The following is a 14,806-nucleotide window of genomic DNA, read 5'->3' on the forward strand; positions in this document are numbered from 1 at the left end:
GAGATGCCGCCCCCGGCGGAGGAGAGCCCGGGGGCGGCGACGCTGGCTAGCGAGGAGCGAGCCAGGTGTTGTAGAAGCTGGGACGCGCCACGGCGTCAAAGCTGATGCCATGCACGTAAGGCGCGCCGGCAAAGACCTGTGGTTCTTCAAAGAACGGGATCACATAGGCCTGATCGAGCAGGTAGGTCTGCGCCTCGCCGGCCAATTCGAGCCGCTTGGCATTGTCGGGCTCGGAGGCGATGGCCAGCAGCAGCTTGTTGAGATCTTCATCGACAAATTGCGCGTTGGGATTGAGCCCACCCTTTTGCAGCAGGGCATCGCGATTGGTCGGGTAGAAATTGGACTTGATCACGTCCGGATCGGCGCGGCCGACCATCGCCGAACGCAGGGGCGTTTTCAGCGGATCGAGCTGGTCGGTGGTGGCGCTGCCGGCGTCGCCCGCCAACACGTTGAGCTTGACGCCGACCTGCGCCCATTGCTGGCTGACCAGTTGGAAGGTGGCGCGGTTCTGCGGCTGGGGCAGCGATTCATAGACGCTGAGCTCAAGCTTGACGCCATCCTTTTCGCGGATGCCATCGGCGCCCACCACCCAGCCAGCTTCGTCGAGCAGCGCCTTGGCCTTTTCGGGATCATAAGCGAGCTTGGCGGCGAGATCGACATAGCCCAAGGCGGTCGAGGCGATGACCGAAGTGGCCTTGGGATAGTGCGAGGAGAACAGCGTCGAGACGATTTCGTCGGTATTGGTGGCGGCGGTCAGCGCCTGGCGGACGCGGATATCGGCGACCAGCGGATTGTCGGGGCGGAACACGGCATTGTTGTTGACGCCGCGCGTTGGCGCCGAATGGATTACATAGCCCTGGGCTTCGACCTGAGGCTCGTCATAGGCCTGAATCTGGCGGATGAAATCGGCCTGGCCGGCGAGCAGCGCGCCGATGCGGACGCTGTCTTCGGGGGTGATGATATATTGGATGGCGTCGAGATAGGCGCGGCCCTGATGCTCGAAGCTCTTGGGGGCCCAGGCATAGTCTTCGCGGGCCTTGAGATTGAGGCTTTGGCCGAGGGTTTCGCTTTCGACCACGAAGGCGCCCGAGCCGACGATCTTGGTGGCGTCGCCCAATTCGTTGAAGGGCAGATCGAGCGTGGCGGGAGACACGAGGCCCGAGCCGATTACTGAGGTGCCCTGCAGGAACCCGGGAGCCGGCGCCTTGAAGACGAATTTTACCATCAGCGGGTCGATAACTTCGCTGTGGTCGTAATTGGTGATGACTTCGGAAACCGGGTAGCCCAGCTCCTTATTGCCCAGGCCGAACGTGTCGAAATTCTTGGCGACGGCGGCAGCGTCGAGCGGGGTGCCGTCGGAGAAGGTGACGCCGGGACGCAGCTTGAAGGTGTATTCGGTGGCGTCGGCATTGATCTCCCAGCTTTCGGCAAGCCAGGGTTCGTTCTTGAGGGTTTCGGGGTTCTGCCAGGTCAGCTTGTCGGTGATCTGGTTGAGAATGCCGCTATTGGGGTAAAAACCGCCCGCCGGCGGGTAAAGATTGGTGTGGGCCTGCTGCTCGAGATAGACCAGCGTGCCGCCCTGCACCGGGGTTTCCTGGGCATGCAGCGCCATGCTCGAGACGCCGACCAACAGCAGGGCCGAAAGAGCTGCGCCAGCAAAACGCCTCGCGCTCGGAAGAGAAATTCGTGACACAGCAGGTTCCTTTCAACCAGTGGAGGGCTCGCCTCCCGCTCTGTCCAAAATGCTATTCCGATCCGGCTCGAACTCAATAATGTCTATTAAATTGGTAGGCTATATTGAGAAGGAAGACGGCAAAGGCGATGCGCCGCTCGGGGCGCTGTTAGAAATTCTTCGTCGTGTGGAAAGAATGAGCCGTCCCCAGGGGTCGGCTTGGGCATGGGAGCCTCGGTCCGCCTCCCTCCCCCTTGAGGGGAGGGATTGAGGATGGGGGTGCTGAGGTTTCAAACCAATATCGAGCGTTGGGAGACCGCAGCACCCCCACCCCTAACCCCTCCCCTCAAGGGGGAGGGGGATAGCATTGGGGCCCTCCAGCCGCTGATCACTTCCAGCGAGGCTTGCCGTCCATCATGCCGCTGGTGGTCGCGGCTTCGATGGCCGCCAGCTCGTCGGGGGAGAAATCGAGCTGTTGCAGGGCTCCCAGATTGTCGTGCAGCTGGGCCAGTGTCCGCACGCCGATCAGGGCGGAGGTCATCTCCTTGCGGCGGAGGACCCAGGCGAGCGCGAGCTGCGGCAGGCTCTGGCCACGGGCCTTGGCGATGGCGGCGAGTTTGCCGACGGCATCGAGCGTTTCCGGGCGGATATTGGCCGCCTTGAGGAACGGATTGTTGCTGGTGCCGCGGGCGCCATCGGTGTCGCCGGTATTGTATTTGCCCGACAGAATGCCTTGTGCGAGGGGCGAAAAGGCGATCATGCCGATGCCCAGTTCACCGCAGGCATCGATGGTGTGGTCGTTCTCGATCCAGCGGTTGAGCATGGAATAGCTGGGCTGGTGCAGGATGCAGGGAACGCCCAGCGACTTGAGGATGGCGTGAGCCTGGCGCGTTTCCTCGACCGGATAGTTGGAAATGCCGACATAGAGCGCCTTGCCTTGGGCCACGATATGGGCGAGCGCGCCCATGGTTTCCTCGAGCGGGGTATTGGGATCGAAGCGGTGGGAATAGAAGATATCGAGGTAGTCGAGGCCCAGGCGTTTCAGGCTCTGGTCGCAGCTGGCGATCAGGTTTTTGCGGCTGCCCCATTCGCCATAGGGGCCTTCCCACATATTGTAGCCGGCCTTGGACGAGACGATGATTTCATCGCGATAGGGGCGGAAATCGCGGGCCATGACGAGGCCGAACAGCTCCTCGGCGGAGCCGGGAGGAGGGCCGTAATTGTTGGCGAGATCGAAATGGGTAATGCCGGCATCGAAGGCGGCGCCCAGGATTTCGAAGGCGGAGGGGTAGTCGCGGGTGCCACCGAAATTCTGCCACAGGCCCAGGCTGATGACAGGGAGCTTGAGCCCCGAGCGGCCGGCATGGCGATATTGCATGGTTTCGTAACGGCCGGAAGCGGCGCTGTAGGTCATGGAATGTCCAGTCAGAAGTGAAGTTCAGCTCAGCGGCGGGCGCCGGTGGCCATGTCGAAAACGTGGATGAGCGCGGGCGCCACCGACGCCGTGAAGTCCATGCCGGGGCTGACATCGATCCCGCCATCGACGATAACGGTCAAGTCCTGCCCGGCCATATCCACCACCAGATGCGTTTGCGCCCCGGTGCGCTCCACCAGGCGGATTTTGCCGTGCAGGGGATTGTTGGCGTCGCCGGGGACGAAGTTTTCCGGGCGCAGGCCGAGGGTTACGCGTTCGCCGGTGGTTACGGCGACGGTGGGATCGAGCTTGAGCACGTCGCCGGAGGGCAGTTTGGCCGCAGAACCATCGACGATGTCGGCGGTGACGAAGTTCATCGAGGGCGAGCCGATGAAGCCGGCGACGAAGAGATTGGCCGGGGTGCGGTAGAGGTCCATCGGTGCGCCGGCCTGTTCGATGCGACCCTTGTTGAGCACGACGACGGTGTCGGCCAGGGTCATGGCTTCGACCTGGTCGTGCGTCACATAGATCGAAGTGCGCTTGATCTTGGCGTGCAGGCCCTTGATCTCGGTACGCATCTGCACACGCAGCTTGGCATCGAGATTGGACAGCGGTTCGTCGAACAGGAACACCGCCGGGTCGCGCACCACGGCGCGGCCCATGGCGACGCGCTGGCGCTGGCCGCCGGAGAGGTGGGCGGGGCGGCGGTTGAGCAGGTCAGTGAGTTCGAGCAGGCGTGCGGCATCGGCGACGCGCCTGTCGCGTTCGGCGGCGGGGACGCCGGCGATCTTGAGGTTGAACGCCATGTTCTGGGCCACGGTCATATGCGGGTAGAGCGCGTAGGACTGGAACACCATGGCGATGTTGCGGTCGCGGGGGCTGAGGTGATCCACCGGCCGGTCGCCGAACAGGATTTCGCCGTCGGTCAACTCTTCAAGGCCGGCGATCATGCGGAGCAAAGTGGATTTGCCGCAACCGGACGGGCCGACCAGGGCGACGAAAGCGCCATCGGCAATGGTGAGGTCCAACCCATGGATAACCGGGACATTGCCGAAGCTCTTTTTGAGGCCGTTCAGCGTGACCGAAGCCATTATGCGGCCCTCGAAGACGGCGCGCCCATCGAGACGATGTCGATCGGCAGGTCGAGACTCCTAACGTAGTCGATCAGTGCCAGCAGCGGCAGTTGGTCGTGGCGGCCAAGGCTGTCATAGACGGAGCGGCAGGTGGTGGCGATGTCGACGCCGGCGTTCTGGCTGACGAAATATTTGGCCGAGGCGGGATATTTCGAATTGATCGAGTGCTCGGCAATGGCCAGCAATTGCTGGATCTTGAGGGCGGTGGCGCGATCCTTGTCGAAATTGATCGATACCCATTGCACCAGCTCGGGGTAGAGATTGGCGGCGTAGCTGGAAAAGCCGTGCCCGCCGGCCTCGAGCGTATCGATCAGCGTGCCCATCTGGGTGTTGAAGAATTTGAGGCCCGAGCCCTTGGTGGCGGCGAGCTTGAGCTTCATCAGATCGAGATTGTGGCAGGTGTCCTTGTGGAACAGCACGCGGCCGGTGCTGGCGGCCCAGCCCAGATCGTCGGGGGCAACACCGCGCTTATAGGGGCGCGGGCATTCGTAAAAGCCCAGTGGAATGTTGCCGGTTTGAGCCAGCACCTGTTCGACGCGGCCACGCCAGACGGCGTTGGTTTCGCCTTCATCGGCAATCAGACAGGGCAGCAGCACCACGGCGGTTACGCCAGTATCGGCAATGGCCTTGACGGCGTCGGCCTGTTCGGACGGCGCCGAGCCCGCCACGGCGGAAGCGATGACCGGCACGCGGCCATCGGCGCGCCTGACCACGCGGGTTGCCAGTTCGACCCGCTCCTCGGGGTTCATCTGGTAGATTTCGCTCGACAGGCAGACGGTGAAAATGCCGGCGACCTTGGCGGTCGCGTAATAGTCGACCAGTGCATCGACGCCCGCCCAATCGATGGAGCGATCGATATTGAAGGGGGTGAGCATGACCGGCCAGGCGCCGTTGGGGATGAGGTCTTTGGAATTGGACATGGCAGTTTTCCTTATGCGTCAGCCCTTGACGGAGCCGGAGATGAGATCGAGCCGCCAATAGCGCTGCAACAGCAGGAACAGGGCGACGAGTGGAAGAATGGAGAGGAAGGCGCCGGTGATGATGAAGGTGTACATCCCCGGCTGTTCGGTGCCGGCATTGAGCATGGTGTAGAGGCCCACGGTCAACGGGAAGAGGCGCTCATCGGACAGCATCAGGAAGGGCAACAGGAAGTTGTTCCAGATGCCGATGAACTGCAGCAGGAAGACGGTGATGAGGCCGGGGATCATCGGGGCGAGGCCAATGGAGAAGAAGATGCGGCCTTCGCTGGCGCCATCGACGCGCCCGGCTTCGAGCAATTCGTCATGCACGACGGCATTGGCGTAGATGCGGCAGAGATAGATGCCGAGCGGGGAGAGGATGGAGGGGATCAGCACGGCCCAATAGGTTCCGGCCAGCCCGATCCTGCTCATCAGCAGATATTGCGGCACGGCCAGCACGACGCCGGGGATCAGCACCGCGCCAAGCAGGAAGGCGAAGACCACATTCTTGCCGGCGAAATTGTATTTGGCGAGGCCATAGCCCGCCGCCGCCGAAACGATGGTGGAGAGCGAGGCGCCACCCACGGCAAAGAGCAGCGAATTGAAGGTCCACAGCCAATACCGCCCGCCGCGATAATTGGAGAGGCCAACGATGTTGTCGATGAAGCCCCCGCTAAAGCCCGGCATGAAGGAGGGCAGCGCGAAGAGCTCGCCGGGATATTTACTGGTGGCGGCCACCAGCCAATAGAGCGGCATGAGGCAATAGAGCGCCCCGATGAACAGGATAATGGTAGGCAGCCAGGCGATGCGGCGGTGATGGCTGCGCGCCCGCTGGCGGGCGGTGGTGATATCCATGGTCATGCCATGCCTCCGGCGCTGCGGCGGCGCGTTATCCAGAACAGGACGACGGACGACACGATGGTGATCAGGGCGATGAGCATGGCCGAGGCCGCCCCGCCATAGACGTTCTGCGCGACGAAGGTGTCGCGGTAGACCAGCATCATCGGCACCCAGGTGGAGGAGAGGGCATCGGTCAGCGGGGCCAGAGTGGTGGGCTCTGAGAAAGTCTGGATGGTGCCGATCAGCGAGAACAGGCCGGTCAGCACCAGTGCCGGCAGCAGCAGCGGCAATTTGATGTCGCGGGCAATCTGCCACTCATTGCAGCCATCGACACGAGCGGCGTCGTAAAGCTCGGAGCCAATGCCGCGCAGGGCGGTGTAGAGGATGACCATGTTGAAGCCGACACCACCCCAGATATTGATATTGGCGATGGACCAGAACACGCTGTCGCGGGTGAAGAAATTGGGTTGCGGCAGGCCCAGATTGGCCGCCAATTCGCGGAACGGGCTGACGCCGGGCAGATACATGAAGCCCCACATCAGCGAGGCGATAACGCCCGGCACGGCGAAGGGCAGGAAGATGGAAATGCGCGAAAACCGCGCCAGCCGCACGCGTGGCGTATCGAGCAGCAGGGCAAACAGCAGCGCCAGGCCCAGCGTGATGGGAATGGTGATGACGCCCAGCCAGAGCATGCGGCCGAAGCCGGCCCAGAGTTCGGGATTGAACGCGGCCGTCACGTAATTGGCGAAGCCGACAAAGGTTTCCTCGCGCCGCCCCAGCCCGCCGCCGGCCACCTTGATGCCCCGCAGACTCTGCAGGATGGAATAGACGAAGGGCGCGACGATCATGGTCAGCGACAGGATGATGGCCGGGCCGACAAACAGCCAGGGTGCCAGCGGATGGACGGCGCGATAGCGCCGCTTGGCATGGGTTTTCGGTGTCGTCATGAATTGAACTTCCGGCAAACCGCCCGGAGGAGCGGAGCGCCGAAGCGCCCCGCCCTTTCCGGGAGGAAAGGTTGGATCAGTGAGCCGCTTCGACCACGTTGTAGCCCTGGTTCTTCATGTCATCGAAGGTGACTTTCTGGACCACGTCGAGCACGTCAGCGAAGCTGGACTTGTTCTGCACGGCCTCGCCCATGGCGTTGACATAGGCGTCGAACGCAATGCCGCGATTGGGGCCCCAGGAAACGGTTGGGGTTGCCGCATCGATCTCGCCAGCCAATTGGTAGAAGTTCTTTTCATCGGGGATGAAGGCAGGCGCTTCCTGCAGCTGGGGCAGCTTGCGGGCTTCAAGATTGGCCGGCCAGATGTTCATCAGGCGAACATAGGCAGCCAGCGCCTCTTCATTATTGGTGATCCAGATGGCGAATTTCTTGGCCTCTTCGGGATGCTTGGTCAGCGCGGAGACGGCCGTGGCGCTGCCGCCGGTGACGCCGCCGGAATATTGGGCGCCGACGCCTTCGCTCCAGCGCGGCAGGGGAATGGCGGCCCAATCACCCAGCGTATCGGGCGCCAGGTTCTGGATCAGCGGCGGCGCCCAGACGGCGCTGATAATGCCGATAATGCTGCCATTGGCGATGGCGGCACCCCATTCGGGGCTGAAAGCCTGCATGCCGGATACGGCATCGCTAGTGACCAGATCCTGCCAGAAGGAGGCGACTTTCTTGGCTTCGGGGCCGTTGATATCCACGGTCCACTGATCGCCCTCGAGCGACCACCATTTAGCGCCGACCTGGTGGGTGAGAGCGGCCATGGTGCCGGCATCGCCGGTGGAGAACTGGGTGAGATACTTAGTCGGGTCGGCGGCGCGCACGGCCTTGGCTGCTGCGCCGAATTCTTCCCAGGTCTTGGGCGGCTCGATATTGAGCTCGGCCAGCAGGTCCTTGCGGTAGAAGAAATACATGGGCGAAGTGCCCTGCGGGGTGGCCCAGGTGGTGCCATCGAAGGTGACGAGATTCCAGGCGACCGGGGCGATCTGATCTTTCAGCGGCGCCATTTCGGGCGTGATGTCGGCCACCAGCCCATTGACGATCAGCGCCGGCAGATCGCCATAGGTGACATTGGTCACATCGGGCGGATTGCCCGCGGTGTGGGCGGCCGACAGCTTCTGGACGATTTCATTGGCGCCGGCGGCACGGCTGACCGTGACGTGAATGTCCGGGTTCTGCTCGTTCCAGATGGCGATGACTTCGTCGATATGGGGCGCCCAGTTCCAATAGGTCAGCTCGACCTTGTCCTGGGACAGGGCCGGAGTGGCGAGCAGCACAGCGCCAAAGCTGGCGGCAAGCAGGTTTCGCGCGGCGCGGACGCCGGTTGGAAGTGTCATGTATCTCTCCTCCGAAGCAGCCACCATGGAGCGGCTCTCGTATCGTATTCGGTGCAGACCGGAACGGCGCAGGCATCTGGCGCGGCGAGGTTATCCCCCTGCCCGGCTCAGCTTTTTGTTTGCGCTCGTTTCAGGCTGTCCCTAACCTAGAGCAGCAGAATGAAGCCGTCTCTTTGGATGGGAATAAGCAATTGTGGAATGGTAAGACGCAGCAGAAAAGGGCGTGGACGCAGCTCACTCATGAGCTGGAACGGGTGCCTACGAGCCTGGTTGCCGCCGCCAACACCTCCTGCGATATGCCGTTTCCGCATTGGCATGCACAGGTCGAAATCAACTTCATCTATTCGGGCGCGATGACCTATCGCATGGCCAGCCACACGGTGGATCTGGTGGGGGGCGATCTCTGCATTTTCTGGGGCGGGCAGCCGCATCAGGCCATCCATTTCGAGCCGGGGACCGAGCTTATCGCCATCCACCTGCCGCTGGTGCATTTCTTCCGCCTGCGGCTGGCGGCGGACCTGATGCATCGGCTGACGCGAGGCGCCACGGTGGTAACGCGGCAAGAGGGACATGCCGATGAGGAGACGTTCCGCCGGCTGACGCTCTACATGCGCGGCGACGATCCGATGCGGCGCGAGCATGCGATCGACGAATTGCTGATGCGGATCAACCGCATCAATTTCGAGCCCTATCGGGTGGTCGATGCGGAGGGTGGCGGGGCCAGCGCGGGGGAACCGCTCGATCCGCATTCCTTCCGCAATGTCATCGATATCTGCGCCTATATTACCGAGAATTTCCGCGACGATATCGGCTCGGCCGATGTGGCTTCGTTCGTCGAAATCCATCCCAAATACGCGATGAGCGTGTTCAAGAAATCCACCGGGATGACGCTGAACGAATATATCACCCTGCTGCGCCTGAGCTATGCGCAGTCGCTGCTGATGGAGGATGATCTCACCATCCTCGACGTGGCGATGGAGAGCGGATTTGGTTCGCTCAGCGCCTTCAGCCAATCGTTCCGCAAGGTCACCGGCCAATCCGCGTCGGACTTCCGGCGCGAGCGGACGCTGGGGAGTTCGCTGGTCGCCTAGCTGAAAAAGCCGAAGATCAGCGGGGCGAGGAAGGCTGTGGCCAGGCCGTTTAGGGCCATGGCGAGGCCGGCAAAGGTGCCGGCGACGGAATTGACCTGGAAAGCCCTTGCGGTGCCGATGCCGTGGGAGGTCAGGCCGGCGGCGAAGCCTCTTGCGGCGTAGTCTTTGATCTTTAGGGCGTTCATCAGCGGGGTGACGATTACGGCGCCCAATATGCCGGTGGCGATGACGAGGACGGCGGTGAGCGCTGGTTCGCCCCCGATCTGGCCGGCAATACCCACCGCAATGCCCGCAGTGACCGATTTGGGGACCAGCGCCAGGACAATGGCGGGGGCGGCGCCGAGCAGGATGGCGATGCCGGTGGCGGAGAGCATGGCGAAGGGGGCGCCGATGGCGAGGGAGGCGAGGATCGGCAGGGCTTTGGCTTTGACCAATTGGCGGCTGCGATAGAGTGGCACGGCCAGCGCAACGGTTGCGGGGCCCAGGATGAAGTGGATGAATTGGGCGCCGTCGAAATAGGTGTCGTAGGTGGTGCCGGTCAGGCGCAGGACCAGGACGACCACGACGATGGTGATCAGCACCGGATTGACCACGGGGTGGTAGCCGCTGCGCTTGGCGACCCATTGGGCGGCGAGGAAGGTGCCGATGGTGAGGGTGAGCCAGAGCAAGGGACTAGCGGCGAGATAGACCCAGAGGTCGAAGTTTGGATTGGTCATGGCTGGGTCTCCTTGGCCGGCAGCAGGCGGCTGACGAAGCGGAAGACGGCAACGGTGACGATCAGGGTCAGCACGGTCGAGACGACAAGTGCCGCGACGAGGGCCAGGCCATTGTCGAAGACCAATTGGTAATTCTGGGAAATGCCGACGCCGGCGGGGATGAAGACCAGGCCCAGATTGGCGAGGAGGCCATCGGCGGATTTGGCGACCGGGCCGGTTTCGGCGGATGCGGCGCCCTGGCGCCAGCCCTGGATGGCGAGCAGGGCGAGGAGCAGGACGATGCCGATGACTGGGCCCGGAATGGGCAGGCCCATGCCGCGCGCGATGATTTCGCCGGCGAGTTGGCAGGCCAGCAGGATGAATAGTCCGAAGAGCATGGGCGACTCCCTTTCAGGTGCCGAAAGCTAGCACGGAGGCCCGGGCTTGGAGAGCTACTGCAGCAGGTTCTTGGCGAAGGTGCCGCGGGACATGATGGCGGACATGTGGGCGCCGTCGCCTTGGAGCAGCCCGATATCGCTGAGGGGGTTGCCGTTGATGACCAGCAGATCGGCGGAGGCGCCGGGGGCGATGATGCCGGCTTCGCCTTCGAGGCGGCAGAGTTTTGCGCCGATAATGGTGGCGGAGCGGATGATTTCGGCCGGGGTGAGCACCTTGGCGAGGATTTCGAATTCCATGCCGTGATATTTTCGGAGCTGGCCCAACAGGTCGGAGCCGAAGGCCATGGGCAGGCCGGCGTCGCGCATGACTTCAAGCGAGCGCAGGCCGCCGCTGCGGACCACCTCGATCTTGGCGAATTCGGCGGCGCCGAGGCCCAGGGCTTCGCCTTCCAGCGCCAGCGCGTCATAGGCCACCAATGTGGGCACGGCGATGCAGCCTTTTTCGGCGGCGAGCTTGGCGGTTTCGGGTTCGATCAGGTTGCAATGTTCGAGCGAATGCACGCCCAGCTCAACGCAGCGGCGGATGGCCTTGTCGGTATAGACATGGGCCGAGACATAGAGCCCGGCATTGTCGGCTTCTTCCACCATGGCGAGGATTTCCTCGCGGGAATATTGGATGGAATGGATGGGGTCATTGGGGGAAGAGACGCCGCCATTGGCCATGACCTTGATGAAACTGGCCCCCTCCTTGATCATGGTGCGGCAGGCGGCGCGGACATTGTCGATGCCGTCGACGATGAGGCCCATCGAGCCCAGCCGGTCCGAGAAAATGCCGGGCCGGTCATCGGTGCGGGGGCGGAGATCGGCGTGGCCGCCAGTGATGGTCAGGCCCTTGCCGCAGATGACGAGGCGCGGTCCGGGGATCAGGCCCTCATTGACCGCGCGGACTAGGCCGTAATCGGCGCCGCCCAGATCGCGCAGGGTGGTGAAGCCGCGGCGCAGGGCTTCGTTCATCACGCGGGCCGCGCGGAGGGCGGCGAGCGAAGATGGGGCAGTCATATTGGCCCAAAGGTCGAGCGTTTCGGCCACGACATGGACGTGGCAATCGATCAGGCCAGGCATGATGGTGCGGCCGCCCAGGGGGATTTCCACGGTGTTGGCGGGGGTGGTGAGGCCCGTGCCGACGGCGGCGATGCGGTCGCCGGTCACCAGCACGTCGAGGCCGTCGCGCAGCACGCCCTGCTCCGCATCAAGGACGCGGCCGCCGGTGAAGAGATAGTTCTGGGTCATGGTCGGTCCTGTTAGCGGTGGTGGCAGGCGACGAAACGGCCTTCGTCGCGGGCAGTCAATTCGGGATCGACTGTCTTGCACACATCCGTCGCCAGCGGGCAGCGGGTGTGGAAGGCGCAGCCGGAGGGTTTGCGGGTGGCGCTAGGGATATCGTCATTGGTGGCGCTGAATTGGTGGCGCTTGCGCGGATCGTGCGAGGGCGCCGAGCGCATCAATAGCTCGGTATAGGGATGGGTCGGGTTGGCGAAGATTTTGGTTTTGGGTGCGATCTCGACAATGCGGCCCAGATACATGACCGCGACGCGGTGGGAGATGTATTCTACCACGCCCAGATCGTGCGAGACGGCCAGGTAGGACACGCCCAGATCGCGCTGCAAATCGCTCAAGAGGTTGAGGATTTGCGCCTGGACCGAGACGTCGAGCGCCGAGACGGGTTCGTCGCAGACGATGACATCGGGATTGAGCGCGAGGGCGCGAGCAATGCCGATGCGCTGGCGCTGGCCGCCGGAGAATTGGTGGGCGAAATTGTCGGCCTGATCGGGGCGCAGGCCGACGCGCTGCATCAGTTCGGCAACGCGGTCGGTGCGTTCGGCCTTGGTGCCGACATTGTGGATATCGAGCGGAGCACGGATGATGTCGCGGACGCGCTGGCGCGGATTGAGGGACGAGAACGGGTCCTGAAACACGATCTGCATGCGGCGGCGATAGGATTTGAGCGCGGCGCGATCGAAGCTGCGGATTTCCTGGCCGTCGAAATTGACCTGCCCGCCGGTCGGTTTGACGAGGCCCATCAGGGCAAGTCCGGTGGTGGATTTGCCGCAGCCGCTTTCGCCCACAAGGCTGAGCGTTTCGCCGCGCGCCAGGGTGAAGCTGACGCCATCGACGGCTTTGACCGCGCCGACCTGGCGCTGCAAGACGCCGGCCCTGATGGGGAAATGGACTTGCAGATTATCGACGCTGAGCAAGGGGGTTTGATCAGGCTGCATCGTCGTGCTCCCAGCAGGCGGCCCAGTGACCGGGGCGTTTTTCTTCGAATGGCGGGCGCTCGGTGAGGCAGCGCGCCGAGGCATTGGGGCAGCGCGGGGCAAAGGCGCAGCCCTTGGGCAGGTCCCAAAGGGGCGGCACCGTGCCGGAAATATCGGCCAGGCGGTCGCCGGCTTCGCTGGAGGCGCCGGCACGCGGCACGGCGCCCATCAACCCAATTGTGTAGGGGTGGAAGGGGCGGTCGAAGAGATCGTAGATGCTGGCTTCTTCGACCTTGCGGCCGGCATACATGACGATGACCCGGTCGGCGACTTCGGACACCACGCCCAGATCGTGGGTGATGAGGATTTGCGCGGTGCCGAGGCGCTTTTGCAGGTCCGAGATCAGACCCAGAATTTGCGCCTGAATGGTCACGTCGAGCGCGGTGGTCGGTTCGTCGGCAATGATGATCTTGGGGTCGCAGGACAGGGCCAAAGCGATCATGGCGCGCTGGCGCATGCCGCCGGACAGCTCATGCGGATATTGGCCCGCCCGGCGTTCGGGATCGGGCATCTGCACCAGTTGCAGGGCTTCGATGGCGCGGGCGCGGGCCTGTTTGTGGCTGCATTTGCGGTGCTGGCGCACCGCTTCGGCAATCTGCTCGCCGATCTTGAGCACGGGATTGAGCGCGGTCAGCGGCTCCTGGAAGATCATGGCGATCTGCTCGCCGCGGAAATCCTCGACCTGGCGCTGGGTCATGGCGAGGAAATCCTTGCCATCGATCAAAATCTTGCCGGAAGCGACCTGGGCCGCCTCCGGCAATAGCCGCAGCAGCGAGAGGGCAGTCATCGACTTGCCGCAGCCACTTTCCCCCACGATGCACAGGGTTTCCCCTGCCCGCACCGAAAGGTTCATGTCGGAAACGACAGCGAATGATCCATTGGCGCCACGGATCTCGATGTCGAGATCGGTGACTTGGAGGACCGGCGCCGGGGAAGCGTGTGGGAGGACACTCATCGTTGTCGTTTCCTTCTTGTGAGCATCGCAGAAGCACCGCGATGCCGAACTTTGATCAGTCGGTGGCGCCTTCGAGATTGCCCACCATGAAGCCGTAATCGCCACTCTGGACGAGGTTGCGCGTGAGGTGCTGCATGATCATCACGCCGTTGGCGAACGGGGTGGGGATCTCTTCGAGCACTTCGAAATTATAGGGGCTGACGACGCGGCCCAGCAGCTGGCCGGCCTTGATGACCTCGCCATTGGCGGGGCAAAGGGGCTCGAGCCAACCGCCCTGGCTGGGGCGGATGCCGGCCAGTTCGGTGACGACGATCTGCTTGGGATTTTCCCATGGCGTGCCGGGAATGACGCCCTTGGTACGCAGCATGTTGAGCACGCCATCGACGGTACGCTTGATATAGGGCGTCTGATCGAGAATACCGCCGCCCAGCTCGATGACCGAGACCGGGATATTGCGCTTGTCGAGGGTGACCGATTTGGTGGTGCCGCCGAAGACGGTGCCCTGCTTGTTCTCGACCGGGCGGTAGAGCAGCTTGGAGCCGAAGGCGCGGGAAAGCTGCTCGTCGTTCCAGATATAGACATAGTCGACGGTGGGGCGATCGGTGCCGCTATGCAGGTCGATATGCATGTCGATGACGTTGAAATAATGCTCGGTCAGGGCATGGGCGAGCTGCTGGCTATAGGTGCCCTTGGGGCTGCCGGGGAATTGGCGATTGAGATCGACCTTGTCGATGGTGGCAAAGCGCTCATTGACCGCGAAAGCCGACGGGTTGGCAACCGGCAGCAGCAGGATACGGCCCTTGAGGGGGGTGTCCTTGAGGATGCGGTAGAGTTCGAGAATTGCCTGTGAGCCGGTATTCTCATTGCCATGGATCGAGGCCGAGATGCCGATGGTGGGGCCATCTTCTTCGCCCACCAATTCGTGCACGAACAATACGGCATCGCTGCCATCGGCATTGGTGGTGAACTTGGGACGAAGCTGGTTGATGGACTTTACCATTCGATT

The 14,806-nt window shown here is 63.0% G+C and carries 14 protein-coding genes; 1 reads left to right on the forward strand and 13 read right to left on the reverse strand.

What is annotated here, in order from left to right:
* Positions 1-46: 46 nt before the first annotated feature.
* From N8A98_RS03100 to N8A98_RS03130, 7 genes are all read right to left on the reverse strand, one after another.
* A complete protein-coding gene (locus N8A98_RS03100) occupies positions 47-1,612 on the reverse strand; it encodes a TIGR04028 family ABC transporter substrate-binding protein (protein ID WP_262169072.1) in 1,566 nt (521 codons plus the stop codon).
* A gap of 448 nt (positions 1,613-2,060) precedes the next feature.
* Positions 2,061-3,086 (reverse strand): aldo/keto reductase, encoded by a 1,026-nt coding sequence (locus N8A98_RS03105; protein ID WP_262169074.1) that lies wholly within the window; start codon positions 3,084-3,086, stop codon positions 2,061-2,063.
* Between the two features lie 29 nt (positions 3,087-3,115).
* Positions 3,116-4,177: an ABC transporter ATP-binding protein gene (locus N8A98_RS03110; RefSeq protein ID WP_262169077.1), complete on the reverse strand. Its 1,062-nt coding sequence runs from the start codon at positions 4,175-4,177 to the stop codon at positions 3,116-3,118.
* Entirely contained in the window at positions 4,177-5,139 is a 963-nt protein-coding gene (locus tag N8A98_RS03115; protein ID WP_262169080.1) for a dihydrodipicolinate synthase family protein, read from the reverse strand. The genes N8A98_RS03110 and N8A98_RS03115 overlap by 1 nt, the downstream gene beginning before the upstream one ends.
* 18 nt (positions 5,140-5,157) lie before the next feature.
* Positions 5,158-6,039, reverse strand: a complete 882-nt coding sequence (locus N8A98_RS03120) for a carbohydrate ABC transporter permease (RefSeq protein ID WP_262169082.1) — start codon at positions 6,037-6,039, stop codon at positions 5,158-5,160.
* On the reverse strand, positions 6,036-6,965 hold the full coding sequence (locus N8A98_RS03125; protein ID WP_262169085.1) for a carbohydrate ABC transporter permease: 930 nt from the start codon (positions 6,963-6,965) through the stop codon (positions 6,036-6,038). Before N8A98_RS03125 ends, N8A98_RS03120 begins: the two co-directional genes overlap by 4 nt.
* Positions 6,966-7,041: 76 nt before the next feature.
* Positions 7,042-8,346 (reverse strand): ABC transporter substrate-binding protein, encoded by a 1,305-nt coding sequence (locus N8A98_RS03130; protein WP_262169087.1) that lies wholly within the window; start codon positions 8,344-8,346, stop codon positions 7,042-7,044.
* Between the two features lie 254 nt (positions 8,347-8,600).
* Here N8A98_RS03130 and N8A98_RS03135 point away from each other — a divergent pair, with 254 nt between their 5' ends.
* Positions 8,601-9,437 (forward strand): helix-turn-helix domain-containing protein, encoded by an 837-nt coding sequence (locus N8A98_RS03135; protein ID WP_262169089.1) that lies wholly within the window; start codon positions 8,601-8,603, stop codon positions 9,435-9,437.
* On the opposite strand, the gene N8A98_RS03140 is transcribed toward N8A98_RS03135, so the two are convergent.
* The 6 genes from N8A98_RS03140 to N8A98_RS03165 are packed head-to-tail and all read right to left on the reverse strand — an operon-like array spanning position 9,434 to position 14,800.
* The gene (locus tag N8A98_RS03140; protein ID WP_262169091.1) at positions 9,434-10,153 is read right to left on the reverse strand and encodes an LrgB family protein; all 720 of its coding nucleotides are present in this window, start codon (positions 10,151-10,153) and stop codon (positions 9,434-9,436) included. The genes N8A98_RS03135 and N8A98_RS03140 overlap by 4 nt on opposite strands.
* On the reverse strand, positions 10,150-10,530 hold the full coding sequence (locus N8A98_RS03145) for a CidA/LrgA family protein (protein WP_262169093.1): 381 nt from the start codon (positions 10,528-10,530) through the stop codon (positions 10,150-10,152). The genes N8A98_RS03140 and N8A98_RS03145 overlap by 4 nt, the downstream gene beginning before the upstream one ends.
* A gap of 54 nt (positions 10,531-10,584) precedes the next feature.
* Positions 10,585-11,820: a metal-dependent hydrolase family protein gene (locus tag N8A98_RS03150; protein WP_262169096.1), complete on the reverse strand. Its 1,236-nt coding sequence runs from the start codon at positions 11,818-11,820 to the stop codon at positions 10,585-10,587.
* Positions 11,821-11,831: 11 nt separating this feature from the next.
* Positions 11,832-12,806 carry an ABC transporter ATP-binding protein gene (locus N8A98_RS03155; RefSeq protein ID WP_262169098.1) on the reverse strand — a complete coding sequence of 325 codons (975 nt, stop codon included), beginning with the start codon at positions 12,804-12,806 and terminating at the stop codon, positions 11,832-11,834.
* Positions 12,796-13,800: an ABC transporter ATP-binding protein gene (locus N8A98_RS03160; protein ID WP_262169100.1), complete on the reverse strand. Its 1,005-nt coding sequence runs from the start codon at positions 13,798-13,800 to the stop codon at positions 12,796-12,798. The genes N8A98_RS03155 and N8A98_RS03160 overlap by 11 nt, the downstream gene beginning before the upstream one ends.
* A gap of 55 nt (positions 13,801-13,855) precedes the next feature.
* Complete coding sequence (locus N8A98_RS03165; protein WP_262169102.1) at positions 13,856-14,800, reverse strand: succinylglutamate desuccinylase/aspartoacylase family protein; 945 nt, start codon at positions 14,798-14,800, stop codon at positions 13,856-13,858.
* Positions 14,801-14,806 lie beyond the last annotated feature (6 nt).

Source organism: Devosia neptuniae, assembly GCF_025452235.1.
Lineage (GTDB): Bacteria > Pseudomonadota > Alphaproteobacteria > Rhizobiales > Devosiaceae > Devosia.